Annotated in this window: 14 protein-coding genes, 1 tRNA gene and 1 pseudogene; 5 read left to right on the top strand and 11 right to left on the bottom strand. The window is 32.0% G+C overall.

Annotated elements, in window-relative coordinates:
• Positions 1-2,804 precede the first annotated feature (2,804 nt).
• From CFPG_RS00840 to CFPG_RS00825, 4 genes are all read right to left on the bottom strand, one after another.
• Positions 2,805-3,422: a DUF3256 family protein gene (locus CFPG_RS00840; RefSeq protein ID WP_012573178.1), complete on the bottom strand. Its 618-nt coding sequence runs from the start codon at positions 3,420-3,422 to the stop codon at positions 2,805-2,807.
• Between the two features lie 8 nt (positions 3,423-3,430).
• The gene (truA, locus tag CFPG_RS00835; RefSeq protein WP_012573177.1) at positions 3,431-4,180 is read right to left on the bottom strand and encodes a tRNA pseudouridine(38-40) synthase TruA; all 750 of its coding nucleotides are present in this window, start codon (positions 4,178-4,180) and stop codon (positions 3,431-3,433) included.
• Positions 4,181-4,767: 587 nt separating this feature from the next.
• The gene (locus CFPG_RS00830) at positions 4,768-5,058 is read right to left on the bottom strand and encodes a hypothetical protein (protein ID WP_041572352.1); all 291 of its coding nucleotides are present in this window, start codon (positions 5,056-5,058) and stop codon (positions 4,768-4,770) included.
• Positions 5,059-5,158: 100 nt separating this feature from the next.
• Positions 5,159-5,569 carry a hypothetical protein gene (locus tag CFPG_RS00825; protein ID WP_012573176.1) on the bottom strand — a complete coding sequence of 137 codons (411 nt, stop codon included), beginning with the start codon at positions 5,567-5,569 and terminating at the stop codon, positions 5,159-5,161.
• Positions 5,570-5,826: 257 nt separating this feature from the next.
• Between CFPG_RS00825 and pnuC the strand changes: the two genes are divergently transcribed.
• Positions 5,827-6,444: a nicotinamide riboside transporter PnuC gene (gene pnuC / locus CFPG_RS05150; RefSeq protein WP_012573175.1), complete on the top strand. Its 618-nt coding sequence runs from the start codon at positions 5,827-5,829 to the stop codon at positions 6,442-6,444.
• Positions 6,441-7,130, top strand: coding sequence for a thiamine diphosphokinase (locus CFPG_RS00815; protein ID WP_050720662.1), 690 nt, complete (start codon positions 6,441-6,443; stop codon positions 7,128-7,130). Before pnuC ends, CFPG_RS00815 begins: the two co-directional genes overlap by 4 nt.
• Positions 7,131-7,161: 31 nt before the next feature.
• On the opposite strand, the gene secDF is transcribed toward CFPG_RS00815, so the two are convergent.
• From secDF to CFPG_RS00785, 7 genes and pseudogenes are all read right to left on the bottom strand, one after another.
• The gene (gene secDF, locus CFPG_RS00810; protein ID WP_012573173.1) at positions 7,162-10,092 is read right to left on the bottom strand and encodes a protein translocase subunit SecDF; all 2,931 of its coding nucleotides are present in this window, start codon (positions 10,090-10,092) and stop codon (positions 7,162-7,164) included.
• Between the two features lie 704 nt (positions 10,093-10,796).
• On the bottom strand, positions 10,797-10,949 hold the full coding sequence (locus CFPG_RS05435; RefSeq protein WP_265348018.1) for a hypothetical protein: 153 nt from the start codon (positions 10,947-10,949) through the stop codon (positions 10,797-10,799).
• Positions 10,950-11,317: 368 nt separating this feature from the next.
• Positions 11,318-11,388 (bottom strand) — tRNA-Cys (locus CFPG_RS00805).
• Positions 11,389-11,442: 54 nt separating this feature from the next.
• Positions 11,443-12,486 (bottom strand): iron ABC transporter permease, encoded by a 1,044-nt coding sequence (locus CFPG_RS00800; protein WP_012573172.1) that lies wholly within the window; start codon positions 12,484-12,486, stop codon positions 11,443-11,445.
• Between the two features lie 8 nt (positions 12,487-12,494).
• A complete protein-coding gene (locus tag CFPG_RS00795) occupies positions 12,495-12,854 on the bottom strand; it encodes a DUF4293 family protein (RefSeq protein WP_041572351.1) in 360 nt (119 codons plus the stop codon).
• A gap of 783 nt (positions 12,855-13,637) precedes the next feature.
• Positions 13,638-13,955 (bottom strand): annotated as a pseudogene (locus CFPG_RS05430) (DNA-directed RNA polymerase subunit omega); the annotation flags it as partial.
• A gap of 16 nt (positions 13,956-13,971) precedes the next feature.
• The gene (locus CFPG_RS00785; RefSeq protein WP_012573170.1) at positions 13,972-14,814 is read right to left on the bottom strand and encodes an outer membrane protein assembly factor BamD; all 843 of its coding nucleotides are present in this window, start codon (positions 14,812-14,814) and stop codon (positions 13,972-13,974) included.
• Between the two features lie 199 nt (positions 14,815-15,013).
• On the opposite strand from CFPG_RS00785, the gene CFPG_RS00780 reads away from it, so the two are divergent.
• From CFPG_RS00780 to metA, 3 genes are all read left to right on the top strand, one after another.
• On the top strand, positions 15,014-17,173 hold the full coding sequence (locus CFPG_RS00780) for an ATP-dependent Clp protease ATP-binding subunit (RefSeq protein WP_407637772.1): 2,160 nt from the start codon (positions 15,014-15,016) through the stop codon (positions 17,171-17,173).
• Between the two features lie 13 nt (positions 17,174-17,186).
• On the top strand, positions 17,187-19,055 hold the full coding sequence (gene htpG, locus CFPG_RS00775; protein WP_012573168.1) for a molecular chaperone HtpG: 1,869 nt from the start codon (positions 17,187-17,189) through the stop codon (positions 19,053-19,055).
• Positions 19,056-19,265: 210 nt separating this feature from the next.
• Positions 19,266-20,210 carry a homoserine O-acetyltransferase MetA gene (gene metA, locus CFPG_RS00770; RefSeq protein ID WP_012573167.1) on the top strand — a complete coding sequence of 315 codons (945 nt, stop codon included), beginning with the start codon at positions 19,266-19,268 and terminating at the stop codon, positions 20,208-20,210.
• The last annotated feature ends 404 nt before the right edge of the window (positions 20,211-20,614 follow it).

Genomic DNA, 20,614 nt, shown 5'->3' with positions numbered 1-20,614 from the left:
TAAACAAATTTAACTATTAGGTTGTTAGTTTCTACTACTAGCATAGTAGGTAAATATGGGTAAATGAGGAGGTATTCTTAAGAGAAGCGTTCAATATTCGTTATAAGAAGGAAGGGAACACCGATGGAGATTAAATCGGCATCGTCCCTAGGAGGCCTGAGTTTGCACAGTTTCCGTTTGTAATAGAAGAGTCCATGTTTCGAAGTCTGGAAAAGTTAGACGTGGGAGTCTGACGTGATTTTTAATTATTCTTCAGGCACAGAAGTTGGGCAGGATTAAAAAAAGAAGAAAGGTTAATTTTAAGAAATAGATATTCCTACTTGTTTGATGAAAGGGTTCATCTGTTTAATATACCTTTAATTAAAGAAAGTGCTTTTTGACTTTTTTCAACCTTATTTTATATTTGATACTCTTCGAAGAAGAGTATTCCTTTGATTTTCGACAACTTGCAATTCAGTTGACTGTTGATATAATGATTTTAATTGTTATATCAATTTTATTCCATTCCAGCTAATGGTTTATTTGTTTTCAATGATACGCAAGTTATATAAATCAGTTTAGTATTCTGAAAAAATACAAATACAGTTATTGATTTTTTTGTTCTGAACCGAAAATTCCAAAAAATTACACTTTAGCTTTTAGTATCAAAGATACTTATGCATTTGGATTTGCTTGATAAGAAATGCTAAACGGTGAAAAGATGGCAAATTGATTATAATCATTTAAACAATGATACAATTTTAACAATACAAAAAATAGAACAAATATTCAAAGGATATTTAATGAAATTTGTATGGAATGATCCAAATCTGACTTTCAACGATATTTTGGAATACTGTAGACATTTACTTTGGCTTCCTTATTTTAAGGAAGATAGGAAAAGAACAAGATAGGAAAACATACTAACCAATTTTTATGCTCATGTCAAAGGTTCAGTTGCTGACCGATTGCCAGTTTACATTTTACAACTGATAACTTTTGATAATTTAGGAAAAAGAATGTTATAGTGGACGAATTAACTTTACGCCATAGGATCAGGTGCTTTAAACCTATCAGACCAAAACAATTGCTGATTACGAAGTGCATATGGAAAATATTTTTTGTCAAACGATAAACTATTAAGTGTTTGCTAAAAAAGATGGACAAGTATTTGTTGTTGATACGTCCCTTGTACGTACACTTGAGTCACTACATTACATCCGGACTGGTTTTATGACTGATTTTAATAAAAAATCCAATGCATTTTATAAGAAACATCTTTAATCCATCAATGGATGCTTTGTTCTATAATGCAATACTTGTTTTTCTACAGAAAGGTATGACTATATACGGGCAAGGAAAAGATAAATACTTCAAGTGGATTTACTTAAATATTAGGTGTTCCTAGTTGTAGTATTTGAAATACTAAGAAAAATTATCACTAATTTTTACCAACCATGCAGTACATTATTTTTACTTATTTCAGCTTTTACAAATGGATAGTAGCGAAAAATTTATAATTATATCTTGCAACGAAATGATTTTTATTTTTTGAGTCATGTTGACAGTTCTTTACTTATTTCTGACGTTTTTAGGATTAATAAACTATTTTCTTGAGTGATTAAAAAAGACAACTATAAGCTTTTAGCAAGTTTTTCTACTTTGACATTTGAATATAGAATATAGATATGTTTTGGTAAAATATCAGAACAATTAGCTTGTATATTGGTTTTTACTCAACAGGTTCTCTCTTGTATAAACTGTATAACGTAGTTATTATTTTATACATTAGACATAGATTATTCTTTTATAATCTATTATGTTAGAATACTGATTGTCTAATAAACTATTATATATCTCTGATATCCATTTCTAATCCATACAGCAATAAAAATTTCTACTCTTTATCTTTTAAGGAAAAGTGTAATTATCAAATTACAATCAATTAATAGTATTAACCGATAAACTTCTGGTTTGTAAAAAATTGTATAATTGATTACTATGCTAGTTGAAGTCTTCCGTTTATAAATGCATTGTAAACTTCAAATATTTCATTACACTCGTTTTGTTTATTATATCCTATATCTTCAAATATTTAATCGTTATTAAATACCTGTCTTTTTTCTCATCTTCTTAATCTCTTTTTAACTAGTTTAACCCTGTTCTTTAATCTTATTCTCCTCATTAATTCTTTTACATTCACTATATCTAGCATACCAAATACATATTAATTGATTTGACTCACTCATAATTAATAATCTTTATCCCTTACTATTTTATTTATATAAAAAAATGAAATAGCCAATGTGAGTATTCTACATTTCCAATTTGGGGTTTAAATAACTATAAAGAAAGGCACTAAATTATAAGAACTGGAGAAAAGTCTTAATACAAGATTTTCATTCATTCATTCATTCATTCATTTCATACTTCTGAACATATAAAATAAATAACACAGGATAAGCTTCGATTTATTTATGAAGAATAAAATCGGAATTTTAAATTTATCAGATAAAGTCAGTATGTAGCAAAAATATTACAAAAGAGATCTAATAATGTTTAATATGAATAAATTTATACAAAGAGATTTCAAATATAAAAGACTTGTTTTTCTTAAAATTACAAAAGAATAAATGTTCTGAATAAGGAGTTTATGATATAGAAATATTTCTAATGATTAGAAGAGCTATTAGGTTCAAATTACGAACCTATTAAGGTTACAATAAGAGTAAGGTTACAATGAGAAGAATTTGTTGGATATACCTTCTCATCCTAATGAAGTTTTATTTTTGCTGATTGGTAATCAACACCAAAGAGATATGTGTTTATTCAAATCGGATACCATTCCATTTATATGTTTTAACTTTTTTTCTAATAAAAGGCTGTATTTTTTGTCGATTTTCTACACTCATACATTCTGGCGTGTTGTAAAACTGTTGTAATAATAAAGTTTCAGGATCATATGTAAATTGGATAAAAGAAATATCCAGAGTAATATTATCTGAATTTCTATCAATGAAATAAGGCTCAGCAACTGGAGTAATGAATAAGCTTGCTTGCAATTGTTTCCATGAAATAGAATAAAATTCAATACGACTATCACACACTGAATTACAAATAGTATGGATAATACAATAAAGTTTTGAATCATTAATCATTGGAAGAACAATTAATTGCAAAGAATAATTGTTCATCTTCAACAAAAGATAATTTTTTGTTAGATTTTCTAAAATAACTGTATCTTTAAAAGCATTCAATATAACAGATTGTGTATGAGCATCGTACAAATCTACTAAATCCTTCCGATTGGAAGAATTCAGGGACAAAAGCATAGATTCGGGCATAGATAAAAAAACATCTTTAACCGTTTCAGAGTGCAAGGATACTGTTGTTAGTAAACTGATTATTCCCAATAATATTTTCCGAATATATTTTTTTTTCATCTGAAATTTTAATTTTTAAAAATCCAGTTAGGGTATTCAATATCGGTCAGGAACAATGCATGAGCAGGAACAGAAGATTTCAGCATAATGTGATTTTTACTTTCAATAATTTTTCTAAAATCCGTTATAGATAGCTTATTTTTCCCTATATCAATCATTGTTCCTACGATGGAGCGTACCATATTTCGGAGGAAACGGTCTGCTTTTATTGTAAAAATATCTATGCCCTGTACTGTGTTCCATTCAGCTTTACTTATTCGACAAACATTGGTCCTAGTATTAGAATGTAGTTTGCAAAAACTTGTAAAATCGGAATATTCCGATAGAATATTAGATGCTTCATTCATCAAATGTTTATTCAATGGTTGTTTTAATCTGAAAAGTTGTTCATTACGAAATGGATTTTTTTGATAAGTGATATAATATTTATATTTCCGAGAAATAGCATCAAAACGAGCATGAGCATTCTTTTTGACTGGAATAATTTTATAAATAAGAATATCACAAGGAAGGATTCCGTTTAATCGTTTAGTTAGGCTAGTTGTAGACAATATCTCTTCCCAATCAAAATGAGCTGTCATTAAATTGGCATGAACTCCTGCATCTGTTCGTCCTGCTCCAATAATAGTGACAGATTTACGCAACAAAATACTCAAACATTGTTGAATCCTTTGTTGCACAGTTATGCCGTTAGGTTGTATTTGCCAACCACAATAATTTCTACCATTGTAAGCAAGATAAATAAAATAACGATTCACGGTAATGTTATTAGAATATTTGCAAAGATGTTTTGAATTTATTTATTATCCTGAGTTAAATTACGTACGGTAAAAGAAGAAATCCTATAAGGATATTTCACACACCTACATAGAGGTTATCGTTTGTTCATGGGGACTGCGGAGCGAGAGATGCGAAAAATATGTACAGATTGGGTCGAGGAAGGCATACCATTATTCCTTTCTTCCTTCCCTCTTCCCTATGAGTTTTTAGTAAAGGCTTTAAAAGCCAAGTAAAAACTTGTCATATTTGATTGAGCCATCGGAGAGTGCAAGGTTTTTGACTAACCTTAGCATTATTTGACACCATGAACACTGAACAGCTCATGAAGCACCTATGTTTATTTAACATAGCAAATGCAACATATATAATTGATTTTATTCAAAATATCCTGATTCAGAATAATTTAGAACCTTATACTATCGTAATTTTCTGATGTTACGAACATCCTCGCAATAATATATATACCGCGGATTTCCATTTTTTTAAAAAATGCTTGACTGAAAAAATTGGAACTTACTCGCATCTTGATTTTTATCATTATAGCGTTTATCGGACCATTTTTTACTTAGTTTTTTATTAACATGAACTCTTTCTCTAATGTTTCTGCAATTTCTTTTTGTGAGAAGTTGAATGATACAGACCCTTCTTTTTCAAGAATTTTCAGGATATCAAAGAACCATCCCAAATCAAAATAGGCATAGAGAATTTGAATAATTTTTGCTTGTGTCATCTTGTTGTCATCTTTGCACAATTCTTTTATGATATCGAAAAGTCTTGCAGGAATCAAGATTACTTTCTCTTTACCACCTTCTTTTTTGACTTCGCCTTGCGATTTTTCTCTTTTGTCGTCTTCCATTGTTAGATATGTATCTTATATATACACCGTGATAGGAACCCCATCGCAGTATAAAATAAAATTAACAGAAATTTAATTAGAATCGGGATCTGGATATTTTTTATTTTTTGTATTTTAATGTCCATATGAGGTCATTTTCCGCTATACTTTCCTTGTCAAGCCTCCCTTTAATGAAGATTGTTTTAAGGACACTCTCAATGCCGACTGGCTTTGTAACCCAGTCAGCATTCGCTAGCAAAATTGGTAAGATTGTTTTAAGAGCATCTTCAATACCAACGGGCTTTGCAATCCAGTAAGGATCGTATTTATTCAAGTTTTTATAAGCTGTTTCCATAAAAAAGTCAAAGCTTTTTTGGCAAGGACAATTTTGATATTCACCAATTTTTAATTCTCCAGACTTACTGATATTATCAGTAATTTCTGCTCTTACACTTTCTTTTCCACTTTGACTAACCCCTTTTATAGCGAACAAAATTAGGAATAATATAAGCAATAATTTAAGTTTTTTCATGACTTTTTTGATTTTAATTAATTATTAATTATTAGATTCGTAGTGATCGCCAACTTTTTGCCGGAATGTAAATAGAAATACAATATTTTCAAAAAAAATATCAAAAAAATCGTGATTAGCAATAGTTGTAAATATCAACAAAGGAGGTATTTATTGTTTTTATTTCATAATTTTTACAAAAAAAGTATACTTTTGTCGAGTTCGTGATTCTTTAATTAGTCAATTCAATTAATAAATAATTGTAGCCAACTTAAACTATGATTTATGAAATCATAAACTGGGGTATTGTTTTGTGGTTTATCGAGAATTGGGTAGAGTTAGTGGGTGTTGTTCTTACACTCGTTACGCTTTATTTGGGGATTATGTGTAAATGGACGGTTTGGATTATCAGTATCATTAGTTCTCTTTTTTATGTTTATATCAATTTTACTAAAGAATTATATGCTTTGGCAGGGTTATGTTTTTATAATGCTGTCATGTCGTTTTATGGATTGTATTGTTGGAAATTTATTAAAACCAAAAACAACCAGGATCACTCATTTTGTTTGATAACAAAAAAAATGTTACTGAAGCTAATTCCAGTTGGAATTGCTAGTGGGGTGATAGTCTTTTTCTTTATCCTATTTATAATAGGTAGGATATCGTTTTTTTCTGTATTGGAAACATTTATTACTACATTGAGCGTCGTTATTATATGGATGACTGTAAGAAAAATTGTAGAGTCTTGGTTATTATGGATAATTTCTGATGTTTGTAGCGTCATATTGTATCTTTACAAAGAGATGTATCCAAGTGCTTTTTTGTATGTTGTTTATACTGTTTTTGCCATTTTTGGATATATTTTTTGGAGAAAACAAGCGGTTAAAGGACTATGATGATGCCTCTTTTACGAAAACCCAAATGGGTGGTACTTGCCAATGGGGATTTCCCTACGCACGAGCTTCCTCTATCTTTTTTGAAAAAAGCAGAAAAGATCATTTGTTGCGATGGAGCCACACAACATCTTTTAGAATATGGGTTACAACCGGATTTTATTATTGGAGATATGGATAGCATTTCCGATGAAATAAAAAAGCATTTCTCTCTTCAAATTATCGAAGATTCCTCTCAAGAAACGAATGATTTGACTAAAGCATTAGACTTTTGTTGTAAAAAACAAGTATGGAACGAAATTACAATTGTAGGTGCTACTGGAAAAAGGGAAGACCATACTTTGGGGAATATTGCCTTATTGACCAGATTTGTAAGAAATATGGAAATACAGCTATTGACTGATCATGGTATTTTTGTCTCTATAGAAAAAACAACAACCCTTGAAAGTTATCCTAAGCAACAAATATCCATTTTCAATCTTACTCCTAACGTGTCTATTTCATCTACTAATCTGGCTTATCCCTTACAAAACAGACTATTAAATTATTGGTGGGAAGGAACACTTAATGAAGCGACAGAAGATCAATTTACCATAAAAATAAACTATTCATGTTTTCAAGAAAACATAGCAAGGGTAATAATATTTCGTGAGTATCCAAAGGACAAAATTTCTTCTCGAAGAAGATAGCATTGAAATATAAAAAATCTGGCGTTGGGTATTATTTTTTTTTCTTCTTTCTTATTTGTATTTCGTACGCTATTGGTGCTGCAATAAACAATGAAGAAAGTGTTCCAATAACTACTCCTAATATCATTGCAAAAGAAAAACTGCGGATAGATTCCCCCCCAAAGAAGAAAATAATCAATAGTACTAATAAAGTACTCATAGAAGTATTGAATGTTCTATCTAAAGTAGAATTAAGCGAAGCATTGAAAATCTCAAATTTATTCTTTTTCGGATGAAAAAAAATGTATTCACGTACACGGTCGAAGATAACTACTTTGTCATTGATGGAATATCCAACTACCGTCAGGATCGCACCTATAAACGTTTGATCTACTTCCAGAGAAAATGGTACAATCCCCCATAGTAAAGAATACGTACCTAAGATGAATAGAGTATCGAATGTTAGAGCAGCAATAGAACCAACCGAATAGGAAATATCCCTAAACCGTAATAGAACGTATAATCCGATTGCAAGTACTGCCAGTCCAACAGCCCAAATTGCTTTTTGTTTCAGATCATCGGCAATACTTGGCCCCACTTTTTGTAGACTTTGGACATAACCATTATTTATGAATTGATCATAAGTAGTTCCTACAGGCAACAAAAGTTTCAGACCTTCATAAAGTTTATATTGAATAATACTATCTGTACAAAGGTCATTGGATTCGATCATATAATTAGTAGAAATTCTCACTTGATTGGCTGTCCCAATTGTAATAACACTCGGTGTATGATTTTCAAAATATGGATTTAATAATTCCTGTACTTGAGCAGTATTAATCGGTTGTTTAAATCTAATTACATAATTACGACCACCAGTGTAATCAATTCCTTTATTTAGTCCCCTAAACAGAAATGAAACAAAAGACATAGTAGCAATAACAGACAGAACGATATATAGCAATCTTAAATTTTTCAGAAAATTAAAATTTGGACTTACAAGAAAATTTTTGGACAGTTTAGTTATAAATGTAAAGTTTTGTAATTTTCCTTTAGATAAGAAAGTTTCATAGGTCAAACGAGTTAGGAAAACTGCTGTAAAAAATGATACTCCTATTCCTATAATCAATGTAAAGGCGAAACCCTGGATAGGTCCTGTGCCACAAATCAAAAGAATAATACCGGTAATAAGAGAAGTAAGATTAGCATCAAAAATAGCAGGAAAGGCTTTCCTATATCCCTCTTCTACTGCTTTCCTTATTTTACTACCTCCCCGCATTTCTTCTTTAATTCGTTCATAAATCAACACATTCGCATCTACAGCTAAGGCAAGCGCTAATACAATACCAGCAATACCAGAAAGAGTTAATACAACATGAAATGAAGCCATGACTCCCAAAGAGAAAAACAGATTGATCACCAATGCACTACTAGCAATTAACCCAGGTCCTAAACCATATATAAGTATTAGATAAAGTATCAAAATAGTTAATGCAATGATAAACGAAATGAAACCTAGCTTAATAGCCTGTTGTCCCAATGAAGGTCCAACAATCTCTTCTTGTACTATTTTAGCACGAGCAGACATTTTTCCAGATTTCAGTACATTAGCTAAATCTTTGGCTTGTTCAGCAGTAAAATTACCTGTGATTCGGGAAGTCCCATCGTTAATTTCACTACTAACAGTTGGGAATGAATAAACAGCATCGTCTAAAACAATTGCTATTGCTTTACCAAGATTATCCTTTGTTAGTCTTGCCCAAACTTTAGCAGCTTCACTTTTCATAGTCATACTTACCTCAGCATAATGGGAAGTTTGCCCGAAATGATCGCTAGCATCCTGAATGACATCTCCACTTAATATAGGTTTAGGCCTATTGTCAATATAACTAACTTTTAGTGCAATTAGATCATACACACCGTTTTCTTCCGATCGGGGCTTTATTGTCCATTTCAAACTAATGCGATTGGCATCTAGCAAAGCTTTTACTTTAGAGTTTCCTAAAAAAGCGTCAATATTTGGCTTTTCATTTCGTTTTACAGAAGCTACAACACAGGTTTGATGTGGTTGATTTGGATTTAGTCTCAATGATGTAAATAAGGGATATTGTAAATCTTCGGATGCTTTTGATTTGGCTTTTACAGTTGTTTGAGGTGAAAACCCCATAGTGGCTGAATTATTATTTACTGCTGTTTTGTTAAAATACTGATGTGCAAGCTGTATGGAGTCTCTAATGATATTATTGGCGAAAATAAGAGTTTGATGAATTTCCGATTCTGAATAAGTTTCCCAAAATTCAAGATTAGCAGTTCCTTGTAATAAGTCACGTACACGGTTTGGATCTTTTACACCTGGAAGTTCTATAGAAATTAATCCCTCTTTAGCCATTCGTTGAATATTAGGTGCGACTACTCCGAATTTATCAATACGGCTACGCAAAACATTAAACGAATTTTCATAGGCGATCCTCAATTCATTTCTTAAAACGGCTATGACTTCCTCATTCGTACTCTGTAAACAAATTTTTCCCTTTAATTCATATGTGCTAAAAATTACAGACAGCTTCGCATTTGGGTCTAATTCTTTGTACGCAAGAGCAAAGGCAGATACAAAATCTTTTCCCTTTTTACTTTGTAACTCAGTAGCTCTGTCGAGTGCTTGATTAAAAATCAAATCTGGGTTATTATCAGAAAGAGATTTTAATATATCAGCTGAAGCTATCTCCATAATTATGTTCATACCTCCTTTTAAGTCAAGTCCTAGATTTATTTCCATAGCTCGGCATTTTTCGAGAGAGTATCCTAGCCAGATTTTTTCATTGGCTAATGAATCAAGATATTGATTTTCCAAACTTGGAATTCCACCAGAATATTTTCTTGCTCGTTTGTAGTATTTGTTCGTTACAAACGAAAACGATAGGTAAAATATACTTATCAGGGTGAGTGCAACAACAAGAAATTTAACAAGCCCTTTGTTTTGCATTTGAATATTATTCAACTCTAAACTTATCTTTTTCAATAAACCATGAATGTAATCTTTTTTTATGAAATGATGCAATTATTAATTATCCTGATCTTCTTGCTGATTGTGATACAAAATAATTACTTTTCTACTAAAAGAATCATAGCAAGTAGTGAATCTATTTAGATAGTATTACTACAATTAATGGCAAGAGTGCATATCAGTCCCGAGACTTTGTAACCTACTTCGGTTTTTAATTTCATAGCCTTTAGCGCCTTTGTAATTTTAAATTCGTCAGATACTAACACATGAAGGTTATACGGTTTTTTAAATTTGACGTCTTGCTTATATTTTGCAGTGATGGAATTACTATAGAGTTTAGTAGTTGCACTTGTAGAAAATAAAAAAAACTATCACTATTGAATATGATTATTGTTGTATAGGCCCTATATACTCCAATCTTTTATTGCCAATTGAATTTTCGCAGATGTTTTGTTGGAATATAGTCTGAAGTCGTTCGCTGTGCTCGCAGAAAATTTTGCACCTCTATCATTTTTAGTAATATTAAACTTCCCTTCTGACGAGGGAAAGTCATCCAATTGTATTGGTTTCCTATTACAGGAGAAACATGAAAAAACTGGAGAACATTTCTCTTTAATTAGTTAATGCAGAAATGTTCTCCAGTTTTTCTCTTTATTAAGAGAGTCCAAAAAGGGAATCATGAGTTATCGTATCTTTTTAATTTTAGCGTTAGCACCAATATTCAAGTGAGTTGTTTTTGTAATGGGAATACGCCCCCCTCCAACCCATACCTCTGTGATATAACCTACGCAAGCCTCCTTTGTGTTCTCTATATCATTGCCAATTTGAATACCCAAACTGAAATCATCTTAAATATTTACAATTCCATCGCCTAATGCACCGTAACTTACGGTGTTATCTTGCCAATTACAATTAAACATCTAAATCAATATGTTAATTATCGCTTTCTTGTGCAGAATTAGGTCTATGTTGAGCCATTGATTTATTTAATACAATACTTGTCAGTAGTACAAACGATAATAATATTTTTTTCATATTACTCTTCTTGTTTTTTATCTATGAATTAACTGGCTTTGGTAGCAGGCAGATCAAGTTGCTTTATGCTTTTTCAGTAAAATCGAATCTCACCTAACATAAATTCCTATTGATGATGTTTTTAACAATACGTTATCTAGTATTCAATACTTTATGACAGAACGAGAAGAGGCTCCTGGCGGATTTGAACCGCCGTAAACGGTTTTGCAGACCGACGCCTAACCACTCGGCCAAGGAACCCTCGAAGTACGAAGTAAATATTTCCATCCCGTTCAAATTTAAACAAAAATAATATCAATTTGGAATATAGATTTTTTTATTACATATAACGTATATCGTGATAGGTACTCCAAGTAGTGGTGTAACTGCATTTAAGGGAAGCAAATTGTTATTAAAAGGAATGATAGTCACCAAATTGCAAAAGAGTGCCATAGCAGAACCTAAAAGAATTGTTGCAGGGAGCAACAATTGTAGGTTGGATTTCTTCAAAGTGATTCGGGCGACATGCGGAACAATTAATCCTATAAAATTAATCGGACCACAAAAAGCAGTTATTGTGGCAATTAAGAAGCCTGTAATAAGGAGAATTAGGACACGTATTTTTTTTATGTTAATCCCTAAATTAATTGCATAGTATTCACCTAATAATAGTATGTTCAATGACTTTATTAGTAAAATGGCGGATAATAACCCGATCAAAATACTAATACTAAAAAAAGGCAATTCATTAATTGGAACATCCGAAAAACTACCTAGCCCCCATAATATATACGAGCGAATACTTTCTGAGGAAGCAAATGAATTCAGTATAGAAATTCCAGAAGAAGTCAAGTAACTCATCATTATTCCAATAATGAGAACCATAATATTATCTTTTATTTTAACTGAAAAGTATAGAATCAATGTCAGTATTCCTAAAGCACCAATAAAAGCAGCTGCAACTGTAGATAAGTTAAATCTCAACGAAAAATCTGAACTAATTCTTTTGCAATACAGCAAGACTATGGCAACTCCCAAATCAGCTCCATTGCTTATACCCAAAATATCGGGACCAACTAACGAGTTTCGGAATAAAGTTTGAAGCATTAGTCCTACAACGGCTAATGATGAACCGGCTAATAAGGCCGTTATTGCCTGAGGCAGACGTGATTGTAAAACTATGTTTGTCCATGCAGAATATTCTTCTTTTTTACCTAGAAGAATGTTTAATACTGCTGGAATGGGAATAGATACTGAACCACAAAAAAGATTGCAAAAAAAGAGGAAAACAATTATTAGAATACCAATAATCAATAAACCAGTATGTCGATTTACCGGATATATTATTTTACCTTTCACTTTTCTAGTTACCTTAACCGGTTTGAGGAGCTAGTCAAATTTTCATCTTTTTGAATTGCTCGAATAGCACATATATTTCCTAAAATGGCAACTGTAGGAAATATAGTTGCCCACCATAGATCATGTAAAAGAGTGAAAAAAGAAAGAAGCAACGAAATAAGGATAAAATAACAAATCCTTATCTGTAATAATCTTTTCCTGTAGAGAAAAATCGCAACAATGGATATTATTACTATTAGTCCATTCCCAATTATAAGTAGTATTTTAGATAATGTAAATGTAGAAGAATGGACATCCACAATATATGTTGCCACGGATAAAAGGATACTAACCAGAATAAGCCAAACTGTCTGAATTCGTTGTATCATTTATTTATTCTATTTATTTTGTTCTATTTTATTTTGTTCTGTTCTTTCTGAAAAAGCATATAAACTTATGCAGTAAATACTGTCATCAAAGCTTGTTTCTTTTAGCGAAGTGACTGTAGCATTTATTAGAATATGATGGATACTCTTAGATTGTTATCTAAATCGTTATTCATAAAACGTTGTTGATTTATGGATTTAGTTCCATTAGTTTTTATGTTGAGAATCACCTCTATGTACTGCTCTGTACAGTACAATATTATTAGGAGGAAGGGAAAAAATGCACATACACATAATTACAGTAAGTTGTGGCTAATTTTCGGAACGCTTTATTCGCTTTATTATCTATTCACAATTTTATCCCTTTTGATAGATCAGCATTCCGCATAGGGTAGTCAAAAACATTAATATGCAAGTATTAGAGTGTATGAGAAGCAAGAAATGCAGACGCGAATGAAAAGTCTTCTCTAGTTAATAGACTAGCATCGGCCTTGCCGATATTGCTGGGCGATATTCCCCATTTACAGTATTATTCTCTTTCTTATCTCGTCCAATTCCCAATTTAGTAGTTGTACTGTTTTATTTTTAACTATTTCTATTTGATAGACTTACATTAAATTATTCTATTCATTTTATTTTTTCTTTTAATTGCCAAACTTCCTTAATCTTATCTTGGGTAGGATCGTTTTCACTTGTTTTGATCAATGGTTCACATTTTTCAATATCTGCCAGATGTACAAAATACTTTGTTCCTATTGGAAGGTCGTTCCATAGCCCCCTTTCTATTTCATCTTTAGGAAGAAGAAAATGGAGTTTATTTTCTAAAAATTCCTGGGTAGCAAGCAATGTCGATTTGGGGCGGCGTTCAAAGAAACGAGAAATTTCTATCCGCTCTTTATTTTCAAATACCTCTGATGAGATATCAGAATAAGAGGAAAATTCTTGCAATTTTTCTTCTAATTTTTTTTTTAACTCTAGGGTAATTTGATTGGCTCGTTTGCCAATAATGCGGATACTTTTATATACATTTCCTGTTTTCTCTGAAAGTATCCGCATGTCACGAATAACTGTATTATTCGGCACTTTAGTTTTTTTATGACTCATAAATCCAAGATTCGTTTTAGTACTTAAAATGGTTAACCATACCATGATGTTTAACCATATCATGGTATAATTGTTGGACTTCTCTCAGATGTTTACCTGATGGATATTCATCAATGTAAGAATAATATTCATTGGTCATATCACAATACTGAAAATCTTTTTCCTCTTTTTTTATACTTTGTAGTGCTATTTTGTATCTAGCCATAAAAATATAGTATATAAAGTCTTCTCTATACTTTGAAAAAGGGTAAGATTTTAAAGCATTTTGAGCGGTAATGATGCACGAAAGATAATTACCCCCTGGGAAAGGATATAAAAGGTAATTCCCTAAATCATAGTACAAACGTATAGCCATTAGTTCTTTAAGTGCTAATTTTTCTTGTAATTCGGATAAAGCATATTTTACTATTTCTTTTTTATTGCTTTGTGAGTAATATTTTAAAAAATCTTGTAGTTGCTGTATGGCTTTGTATGTGTCTGATTGGTCAAAGCGGGCTGAAGGAGATGCCAAATACAAACTGTATGCGGAATAAAAATGAGCAGATTCAGTATACTCTCCTTTGGGGAACGAGGTATAATAACTTTGAAAATATCTAGAAGCGGATGCATAATCCTTTTTTTTATAAAAAGATTGAGCTAAAAGATACAAGGACTCTTTTTCATATGCAGTATGTTTCATCAGAGGTGCTGCCCCTTCAAGCAAAATGATAGCCTGATTATATTTTTTGTCATCAAAGTATTTTTTTGCAGTTTCATATTTAAGCGTTATATCAGTGTTCTTCAAAATTTTGTTGTATTCTCTCCAAGGAACAAACAATACTAGAATTGGAAAAGAAAGGTATGTTAGTTTTAAATTCATATTTATTAATATTGTGAAATTTTAAACAGTTAAGTCATATTTTTAATGCGAAAATAATCAATCTTTTCAAGATTGGTAAGGATTTAAACGATTTCTTGTACTACTGTCATTTACTACTGTCATTTTGAATATAATTTTGTAGATGGCATGTTATTTGCCCGAATTAAATTTTTGGAAGATATTAATCTTAAATGGAATTATGAATAAATTTTTTTTGAAAGACAATAAAAAAAGCTGTAATGGCATGAATTGGGGCAAAAAAAAAGTGAGTATTGAAAAACAATCATTGCCACAAATGGGGGCCATGTTTGATGATGATGAAGATGATGATGATGAAGCTTATCCTTCGAATATAAGAAAAAAAACTTTCAGAGGAAGCGATACAACCAATGATACTAAAACGAACGATACTCCTGTAATTGACAGTTTTGGTATAGATTTGACTAAAGCATCTGAGGAAGGATGTTTGGATATTGTCATTGGCAGAGAAGTTGAAATTGAGCGATTATCACAAATTTTGAGCCGTAGGAAGAAAAATAATCCAGTGCTTATTGGCGAGCCTGGTGTTGGTAAATCTGCAATTGTGGAAGGGTTGGCTTCACGTATTGTACAACGGAAGGTATCGCGTGTGTTGTTTAATAAACGAGTAATCAATTTAGATATGACCGCTGTAGTAGCTGGGACCAAGTATCGTGGGCAATTTGAAGAAAGAATAAAAGCTATATTGAATGAACTTTCTAAAAATCCGAATATTATTTTGTTTATTGACGAGATTCACACAATTATTGGAACGGGTAGTGTTGCAGGGACGATGGATGCTGCTAATATTTTAAAACCTGCTTTAGCAAGGGGTGAAATTCAATGTATTGGGGCAACTACTTTAGATGAATATCGTAATATAGAGAAAGATGGGGCATTGGAAAGACGTTTTCAAAAAATAATGGTTGAACCGACAACGGCACAAGAAACACGTCGAATCTTGGAAAATATCAAACATCAATATGAGGATCATCATAGTGTAATTTACACTGATGAAGCTTTAGATACGTGTGTAAGATTAACTGAACGTTATATTAATGATCGTAATTTTCCTGATAAAGCTATTGATGCTATGGATGAAGTCGGGGCGAAAACGCATATTTCCAATATTGTAGTCCCGAAGAATATAGAAGAATTGGAAACACGTATAGAAATACTTAAAGGACGTAAATTACAAGCGGTAAAATCTCAGAACTTTGAGGTAGCTGCAGGTTTTCGTGATGAGGAGAGATGTTTGTCGCTTGAGTTAGAAGTTGCTAAATCCCATTGGGAGACAGAGTTGCAGGAAAATCGCCAAATAGTGGATGGCGAGAAAGTAGCTGAAGTAGTCGCTATGATGAGTGGAATTCCGATACAAAGTATTACAAAAGCAGAAAATCAAAAGTTATTGGAAATGGGATCCGTCCTTAGATCTGTTATTATTGGTCAGGACGAAGCTGTTCAAAAAACAGTAAGGGCTATTCAACGCAATCGTATAGGGTTGAAGGATCCTAATAAACCTATTGGTAGTTTTATGTTTCTTGGGCCGACAGGTGTAGGGAAAACGTATTTGGCAAAAAAAATAGCAGAATATTTATTTGATTCAACAGATGCTTTGATTAGAGTCGATATGTCTGAGTTCAGAGAGAAGTTCACAGTTTCGCGTTTGGTCGGAGCTCCTCCAGGTTATGTCGGATACGAAGAGGGAGGACAATTGACGGAAAAAGTAAGACGTCGCCCTTATTCAGTTATTCTTTTTGATGAAATAGAAAAGGCACATGCCGATGTTTTTAACCTGCTGTTGCAGGTAATGGATGAAGGTCGCTTAACTGATAGTTTGGGACGCCGGATTGATTTTAAAAATACTGTTTTAATAATGACTTCCAATGTAGGAAGTCGTCAATTAAAAGATTTTGGACGTGGTATTGGATTTACAATTGGTACAGAAATTGGGGATCGAAAACATTCACAAAGTGTGATTCAAAAAGCCTTGAATAAAACATTTACTCCTGAATTTCTGAATCGTATAGATGATATTATATTATTTGATTCATTGGACGAAAAGGCCATTTGTCAAGTTGTTGAACTTGAATTGAAGGAGTTTTATAAACGGGTAGAAACATTGGGATATAAATTAAATATTGGGAATAGAGTTAAAGAGTTCATTGCTTTGCAGGCGTATGATGTGCAGCTTGGTGCAAGACCCCTGAAAAGGGCGATTCAACGATATTTGGAAGATGAATTAGCTGATATGATAATCAAATCCAAAGTAAAGGAAGGAGATATTGTTGCTGTTGGTTTTGATGAAGAGAGTAAGAAAATAATAATGAATTGTAAATAAAATTGAGGATTTTATGATTACGCAAAAACAAACCGGCCATATTGGGGTAACAACCGAAAATATTTTCCCTATTATTAAAAAATTTCTTTATAGTGACCATGAAATATTTCTGCGTGAATTAGTTTCTAATGCTGTAGATGCGACCCAAAAATTGAAAACATTAGTATCTGTCGAAGAAGTGAAGGGTGATTTGGGTAATTTGAATATCCGGATTAGTATAGATGAAAAGGAAGGAACGTTGACTGTTTCTGATAGGGGAGTTGGATTAACTGCCGACGAAATAGAAAAATATATTAATCAAATTGCTTTTTCTGGAGCCAGTGATTTTTTGAGTAAATATAAAGATAATATAAACTCTATTATAGGGCATTTTGGATTGGGTTTCTATTCGTCTTTTATGGTTTCGAAGAAAGTGGAAATTATTACTAAATCATGGAAAGAAGGTATTTCAGCGGTGAAATGGGAATGTGATGGTTCGCCAGAATACACTTTAATTGAAGTTCAAAAGGAAACACGTGGTACAGATGTCATTCTTCATATGGATGAAGAAGGCAAAGAGTTTCTTGAAAAAAATCGGATTGATTCGTTATTGAAGAAATATTGTCGTTTTCTGCCCATCCCTATTGTATTTGGCAAAAAAATAGAATGGAAAGATGGCAAATCAATAGAATTGGAAGAAGATAATATTATTAATAATACTAATCCTTTATGGGTTCGTAAACCTTCCGAACTTACTGATGAAGATTATACCAAATTTTATCAAGAGCTCTATCCATTTGGGGAAATTCCGCTGTTTTGGATTCATCTAAATGTTGATTATCCATTCAATTTGACGGGGATATTATATTTCCCTAAAGTAAAAAGCGGTATAGATTTGCAAAAAAATAAAATTCAGTTATATTGCAACCAGGTATATGTAACTGATTCGGTAGAAGGTATTGTTCCAGAATTTTTAACTTTATTGCATGGTGTAATTGATTCTCCAGATATTCCTTTAAACGTATCTCGTTCTTATTTACAGTCTGATAGCAATGTAAAAAAAATTTCTACCTATATCACAAAGAAAGTTTCTGACCGCTTAGATGATATTTTTAAAAATAGTCGCCTGCAATTCGAGGAAAAATGGAGTAGTCTGAGAGTTTTCATTCATTATGGTATGATTACGGATGAAAAATTTTGTGAACGAGCAATGAAGTTTGTTTTATTAGAAAATACAGATAAAAAATTTTTTACTTTGGACGAATACAAAACGTTGATAGAGGGGAATCAAACAGATAAAGATAAAACCATCATTTATCTTTATACAACTAATCAGCAAGAACAATACGCTTATGTTGATGTAGCTAAAGAAAAAGCTTATAATGTATTGGTAATGGATGGACAATTGGATAATCATTTTATGAATACATTAGAGCGAAAGTTAGAAAAAACTCGTTTTGTCCGTGTTGATGCTGATGTAATTGACAATCTGATTAAGAAAAGTGAAAATAAAGAAGTCAAATTGACAGAGGAGGAACGTAAGATACTAGTTGAAACGTTTAAGTCGGCCATACCTTCAGTGGAGAACGCTGATTTTGTTATAGGATTTGAGCATTTAGGTGAAAAAACTACTCCCATAACGATTACTCAAAATGAATTTATGCGGCGTATGAAAGAGATGGCAGGAATGCAGTCAGGTATGAATTTTTATGGCGGTATGCCTATTTCTTATACCATGACTGTTAACTTAGACTCTCCATTGGTAAAAAAGATAGACGCTGATAAAGAGAATACTAAAAGTATTGTTGGTCAATTGGTAGATTTAGCATTATTGTCTAATGGATTGTTGAAAGGAGAAGCATTGAATAGGTTTATCAAGCGTAATATTGAGCTTATTTCGTAGTAATTTGAAGTTTGTATGTGGTCTAAACTTAGACTTCGTGAGTGGTAGATGTTTTTGTAGTAAACCTAAATGAGCAGAAAGTTGGTTTATAATTTCGGTGAAGCAAGACAGAAGATGTAAAATCTTGGTTGAAGTGCTTTGGAGTAAGAATAAAAATTCCCTTAATTCTTTATTCAAAGAATTGGTTTAGTATTTAAGAATTTAGAACATATGCCTTTAAATCTCCCTCGCCATTTGCCAGCAATAGAGATTCTTAAACGAGAAAGTATTTTTGTAATGGACGACTTAAGAGCATCTGCACAAGACATTCGTCCATTAAAAATTGTGCTTTTGAATCTAATGCCCGTTAAAATTGCAACAGAGACTGATTTTGTCCGTCTACTTTCCGATAGTCCATTACAGGTAAATGTTGTTTTTGTTAAGATGAAGGAGCATCAAAGCAAAAATACTTCTTTAGAACATTTAATGGCTTTCTATAAAAATTTTGAAGATATCTGTGAAGAAAATTACGACGGTATGATTATTACTGGTGCTCCACTTGAATTGATGAACTTCGAAGAGGTTACTTATTGGGAAGAGTTGCAGAAAATATTTGACTGGGCGTCTAAACATGTTACATCTACATTGTATATTTGTTGGGCAGCACAAGCTGGACTGTATCATTTTTATGGGATTCCCAAATATTCATTAGCTAAAAAAATGTTTGGTGTATTTCAACATACGACTAATGGAAGTAATGTTCCGCTTTTTCGTGGGTTCGATTCTGAATTTTATGTTCCACATAGTCGCTATACAGAGATACGTAAAGAAGATATACTTAAAGTTCCTAGACTGAAATTGCTTGTAGAATCCAAAGAATCAGGTGTACATATTGTTTCAGCTCGTTGTGGTCGTGAAATATTTATGACAGGTCATGCAGAGTATGCCCCAAATACATTGCACAACGAATATCAGCGGGATTTAGATAAAGGTATTCAAACTGAAATACCCAAAAATTACTACAAAGATAATGATTCTACCAAGGATGTTTTGGTTAGTTGGGTAGCACATGCTAATCTTCTATTTAAGAACTGGTTGAATTACTATGTGTATCAAGCAACTCCCTATGATCCAAAGGAAATAGAATTTTTAGAGGATTTGAATGTGAAAGAATGAAATTCTTTTTGTAAAAGATAGTATTAATTACAATAGGGTCATGTCCTTCCTCTTGTATTTAATAGTGTACTGGGTAAGAGGATGAGCGCGAAGGGGAAAACGGCTAATGAAATTTATTTCTATTCTCAGAAAGAATCGAAATTCATAGGATTTTAAGAATAAAAATTTTGTTATTGTTGGCAGTTGTGCAATACAAAACTTTGAATTCAAAGCAGTTAAATTTCCTTTCTATTTGCTGGAAATCTACAAGAATAATGTAGTGTTTTTGGAGAGATACAGCGAATGGGTAGTGATTGGAGAGAGTAGTAGTACGTGGATTTCAGCAATCGGTACAATAAACTAGTCTTTGATTTTATCTAAAACAGATGTTTCATCTATGTATAGGAAAGAAAGAATGGAAGGTA

The organism is Candidatus Azobacteroides pseudotrichonymphae genomovar. CFP2, from assembly GCF_000010645.1.
Classification (GTDB): Bacteria; Bacteroidota; Bacteroidia; order Bacteroidales; family Azobacteroidaceae; genus Azobacteroides; species Azobacteroides pseudotrichonymphae.
Note: the sequence above shows the minus strand (reverse complement) of the source record. Positions and strands in the feature narration are given on the sequence as shown.

Bases quoted from the DNA above. Each gene is read 5' to 3' on its own strand.
- pnuC (WP_012573175.1), top strand. From the start codon at position 5,827: ATGATTTATGAAATCATAAACTGGGGTATTGTTTTGTGGTTTATCGAG.
- CFPG_RS00780 (WP_407637772.1), top strand. From the start codon at position 15,014: ATGAATAAATTTTTTTTGAAAGACAATAAAAAAAGCTGTAATGGCATG.
- CFPG_RS00830 (WP_041572352.1), bottom strand. From the start codon at position 5,058: ATGGAAGACGACAAAAGAGAAAAATCGCAAGGCGAAGTCAAAAAAGAA.
- secDF (WP_012573173.1), bottom strand. From the start codon at position 10,092: ATGCAAAACAAAGGGCTTGTTAAATTTCTTGTTGTTGCACTCACCCTG.
- CFPG_RS00795 (WP_041572351.1), bottom strand. From the start codon at position 12,854: ATGATACAACGAATTCAGACAGTTTGGCTTATTCTGGTTAGTATCCTT.
- CFPG_RS00785 (WP_012573170.1), bottom strand. From the start codon at position 14,814: ATGAATTTAAAACTAACATACCTTTCTTTTCCAATTCTAGTATTGTTT.
- CFPG_RS00815 (WP_050720662.1), top strand. From the start codon at position 6,441: ATGATGATGCCTCTTTTACGAAAACCCAAATGGGTGGTACTTGCCAAT.
- htpG (WP_012573168.1), top strand. From the start codon at position 17,187: ATGATTACGCAAAAACAAACCGGCCATATTGGGGTAACAACCGAAAAT.
- CFPG_RS00825 (WP_012573176.1), bottom strand. From the start codon at position 5,569: ATGAAAAAACTTAAATTATTGCTTATATTATTCCTAATTTTGTTCGCT.
- metA (WP_012573167.1), top strand. From the start codon at position 19,266: ATGCCTTTAAATCTCCCTCGCCATTTGCCAGCAATAGAGATTCTTAAA.
- CFPG_RS00840 (WP_012573178.1), bottom strand. From the start codon at position 3,422: ATGAAAAAAAAATATATTCGGAAAATATTATTGGGAATAATCAGTTTA.